This is a genomic window from Kitasatospora sp. NPDC059599 (assembly GCF_042735125.1).
GTDB lineage: Bacteria > Actinomycetota > Actinomycetes > Streptomycetales > Streptomycetaceae > Kitasatospora.
The window spans coordinates 1-3,934 of sequence record NZ_JBHWCL010000283.1; the positions used below are offsets into that span (position 1 = coordinate 1).

4 protein-coding genes are annotated in these 3,934 nt (G+C 74.1%); all 4 read right to left on the reverse strand.

What is annotated here, in order from left to right; genetic code table 11:
• Window positions 1–126: 126 nt before the first annotated feature.
• The 4 genes from ACFV04_RS43490 to mmpB all read right to left on the reverse strand — a co-directional run bounded on the left by ACFV04_RS43490 (window position 127) and on the right by mmpB (window position 3,741).
• Window positions 127–1,902 carry an acetyl/propionyl/methylcrotonyl-CoA carboxylase subunit alpha gene (locus ACFV04_RS43490; RefSeq protein ID WP_380343980.1) on the reverse strand — a complete coding sequence of 592 codons (1,776 nt, stop codon included), beginning with the start codon at window positions 1,900–1,902 and terminating at the stop codon, window positions 127–129.
• 236 nt (window positions 1,903–2,138) lie between these two features.
• A complete protein-coding gene (locus ACFV04_RS43495; RefSeq protein WP_380343979.1) occupies window positions 2,139–2,873 on the reverse strand; it encodes a hypothetical protein in 735 nt (244 codons plus the stop codon).
• A 93-nt stretch (window positions 2,874–2,966) separates the two neighbouring features.
• Window positions 2,967–3,566 (reverse strand): nucleoside triphosphate pyrophosphatase, encoded by a 600-nt coding sequence (locus tag ACFV04_RS43500; protein WP_380343976.1) that lies wholly within the window; start codon window positions 3,564–3,566, stop codon window positions 2,967–2,969.
• Window positions 3,567–3,600: 34 nt separating this feature from the next.
• Window positions 3,601–3,741 carry a morphogenic membrane protein MmpB gene (gene mmpB / locus ACFV04_RS43505; RefSeq protein ID WP_360265290.1) on the reverse strand — a complete coding sequence of 47 codons (141 nt, stop codon included), beginning with the start codon at window positions 3,739–3,741 and terminating at the stop codon, window positions 3,601–3,603.
• Window positions 3,742–3,934: the final 193 nt, after the last annotated feature.

Here is a 3,934-nt window from a genome sequence, read left to right on the forward strand (position 1 = left end):
GTGCGCGGCCGCGCACGAAGACGACCGGCCCGCACGCCCCGGAGGGCGTACGGACCGGTCGGTGCCCGCCGGGCGGGCCGGGCCCCGATCAGGAACGGTCCCTGATCGGAGCCGGCCCCGGCGGGGTCAGTCCTTGATCTCGCAGAGCGCGGCACCGCTGCTGACGCTGGCGCCCACCTCGGCCTTGAGGCCGACGACGGTGCCCGCCCTGTGGGCGTTCAGCGGCTGCTCCATCTTCATCGCCTCCAGGACCACGATCAGCTCGCCCTCGGCGACGACCTGGCCCTCCTCGACGGCGACCTTGACGATGGTGCCCTGCATCGGCGAGGCCAGGGTGTCGCCGCTGACGGCCGAACCGGCCTTCTTGGCGCCCACCCGGCGCTTGGCCTTGGCGGTGCCCGTCGCACCGGCCGCCGGGGCCGCGGCGACGCCCAGCGAGGACGGCAGCGAGACCTCGATCCGCTTGCCGCCGACCTCGACGACGACGGTCTCCCGGCCCTCGGCCTCCTCGCCCTCACCGGCGGCACCGGCGAACGGCGGGATGGTGTTGTCGAACTCGGTCTCGATCCACCGGGTGAAGACGGTGAACGGTCCGTCGCTGCCGTGCACCTCCGGCGCGAACGCCGGGTCGGTGACGACCGCCTGGTGGAACGGGATGGCGGTGGCCATGCCCTCCACCTTGAACTCGCTCAGCGCGCGGCGGGCCCGCTCCAGGGCCTGCTTGCGGTCACGGCCGGTGACGACCAGCTTGGCCAGCAGGGAGTCCCAGGCCGGGCCGATGACCGAGCCGGTCTCCACGCCGGAGTCCAGGCGCACGCCCGGGCCGGACGGCGGGGCGAACAGGGTCACGGTGCCGGGCGCGGGCAGGAAGCCCCGGCCCGGGTCCTCGCCGTTGATGCGGAACTCGAAGGAGTGACCGCGGACCTCGGGGTCGCCGTAGCCGAGCTCCTCGCCGTCGGCGATCCGGAACATCTCCCGGACCAGGTCCAGGCCGGTGACCTCCTCGGTGACCGGGTGCTCGACCTGCAGACGGGTGTTGACCTCCAGGAAGGAGATCGTGCCGTCCAGCGCGACCAGGAACTCGCAGGTCCCGGCGCCCTCGTAGCCGGCCTCCTTCAGGATGGCCTTGGACGCCCGGTACAGCTCGGCGTTCTGCTCGGGGGTCAGGAACGGCGCGGGCGCCTCCTCGACCAGCTTCTGGTGGCGGCGCTGCAGCGAGCAGTCACGGGTGGACACGACCACCACGTTGCCGTGCTTGTCGGCGAGGCACTGGGTCTCGACGTGCCGCGGGTTGTCCAGGTAGCGCTCGACGAAGCACTCGCCGCGACCGAAGGCGGCGACCGCCTCGCGGACGGCGGACTCGTACAGCTCCGGGATCTCCTCCAGGGTGCGGGCGACCTTGAGGCCGCGGCCGCCGCCGCCGAAGGCCGCCTTGATGGCGACCGGCAGGCCGTGCTCCCGGGCGAAGACGACGACCTCGTCGGCGCCCGAGACCGGGTCCGGCGTACCGGCGACCAGCGGGGCACCGGCGCGCTGCGCCACGTGCCGGGCGGTCACCTTGTCGCCGAGGTCGCGGATGGCCTGCGGCGGCGGGCCGATCCAGATCAGACCCGCGTCGAGGACGGCCTGGGCGAAGTCGGCGTTCTCCGACAGGAACCCGTAGCCGGGGTGGACGGCGTCCGCACCGGAGTCGGCGGCCGCTTTGAGGACCTTGGCGATGTCCAGGTAGCTGGTAGCGGGGGTGTCACCGCCCAGCGCGTAAGCCTCGTCGGCCGCGCGGACGTGCAGCGCATCCCGGTCCGGCTCGGCGTAGACGGCGACGCTGGCGATACCGGCGTCCGAGCAGGCCCGGGCGACGCGGACGGCGATTTCCCCGCGGTTGGCGATGAGCACCTTGCGCACTGTGGCTCCCTTCTTGAACCTCGTTGAGTTTATGGATTCCTGGGCAGTACCGGCGAGTAGCCCCGGGTTGTGAACTATCCCACACGCTCGGTGATGGATTTTCCGGCCCCCGTACCGGCCGGTACGAAGACTCCGCAGGTCGCGGCGGGTGTGCCCGGAAGGGCGGGGGCCACGGCGGGTGACGGGGCCGCGGCGCGGCGGGACGGTGGCATGGGCCACACTCTCGCGCGGACGGCTCAAGCGGCGCCGGAGCGGGCGCCGGGCCGCTGCAGCGCCTCGGCGGTGACGTCGGCCACCAGCTCCACCATGTCCGGCCCGTACGCCTCCGGATTGACCACCCGCAGGACCATCGCGAAGGTGCCGTTGCGGCCGTGCCGGCGGGCGAGTTCGCGGTGATGGGACACCAGGTAGCGCACGCCGGCCTGGTTGGCGGTGCCGGTCTGGCCGGCGATCAGGAACACCGGGCGGCCGCCGTCCGGGGTGGCGATCCGGGCCAGCAGGGTGTGCGACTGGTCGTGGTCGGCGGTGAAGTCGCGGTCGCCCACCACGAGCACGTTGCTGCCCGGGCCGGGGCCGGAGGTGACCAGCACGCCCGGCAGTCCCCAGGCCAGGTGGGCGGCCATCCGCTCGTTGCTGACCGGGCCGCCCAGGCAGAGCTCGGTCTTGGTGCCCAGACCCCGGTGCGCGGCGTCGTGCGCGACCAGCTCGGGCCGCGCCCCGCACTCCTCGACCAGCCCGGCCAGCCACATCAGGGCGTAGGCGTCCCGGCGGGTCACGGTGTGCGCGTGCGAGCCCGTGCCGACGCTGCGCGGCACCACGATCAGGCACTCGCTGTCGGCGGGCAGCCCGAGGAACTCCCGCACCCGCTCGACCCTGCGGCGGCGCCGCACGGCCTGGGCGAGCCAGCCGAGGCCGGCACTGATGGCGCTGGCCACCAGACCCAGCACCACGTTGAGCACGCTGTCGGTCATCGCCGTGTTCCCTCCCCCGTGTGGACGGCGGTCAGCTTAGAGGCACAACTGTCCGGAGCGGGATGTCACTTGGGTCACGGATCGGCCGGGTCGTCAGGCCCAGAGGTCGACCAGTCGGACGTCGAGGTCGGCGAGCAGCCGGCGCAGCAGCGGCAGGGAGAGGCCGATGACGTTGCCCGGGTCGCCGTCGATGCCGTCGATGAACGGCGCCGAGCGGCCGTCGAGGGTGAACGCCCCGGCCACGTGCAGCGGTTCGCCGGAGGCCACGTACGCGGCGATCTCCTCGTCGTCCGGCGTGCCGAAGCGGACGGTGGTGGAGGCGGTGGCCGAGGACTGTCGGCCCGTCACCGTGTCGATCACGCAGTGGCCGGTGCGCAGGACCCCGGCGCGGCCGCGCATCGACTGCCAGCGGGCCAGCGCCTCGGTGGCGTCGGCGGGCTTGCCGAGCGCCTGCCCGTCCAGCTCCAGGACGGAGTCGCAGCCGACCACCAGCTCGCCGCCGGTGAGTTCGGCGGCGACGGCCTTCGCCTTGGCCTCGGCCAGCACGAGCGCGAGCTCGGCGGGGGAGGCGGCGCTGATCGCGTCCTCGTCGACGCCGCTGACCACCACGCGCGGGTCGAGACCCGCCTGGCGCAGCAGCCCGAGGCGGGCGGGGGAGGCGGAGGCGAGGACGAGGGCGCGCTGGTCGGTCATGCCCACCAGAGTAGGGGGTGCCGGTGTCCGCCGTTCAGGTGAACATCCGGGCGATCATGAGCAGGACGGAGCCGACCAGCACCAGGGCGCCGAGCACCCGGCCGGCCCGCTGCATCCGTTCCTGCATCCGACGGGCCTCGGGCGAGGGCTCGTCGCGGGGGTCTGACCAGAGCACCCGTCCAGAGTGCGCCGGGCCCGGGCCCGGGCGCCTGAGTATCCGTACTCAGGTTTCGGGCGATCCGGGCCGGGCGCCCCCGGTGGTCCGGCCGGACGCGGCCCAGTGGCGCCCGGGCCGGTGCGGGCGGGTACGGGCCGGTACGGGCGGGTGCGGCACGGAGCGGGACGCCGGCCGGGCCGACGTCCCGCTC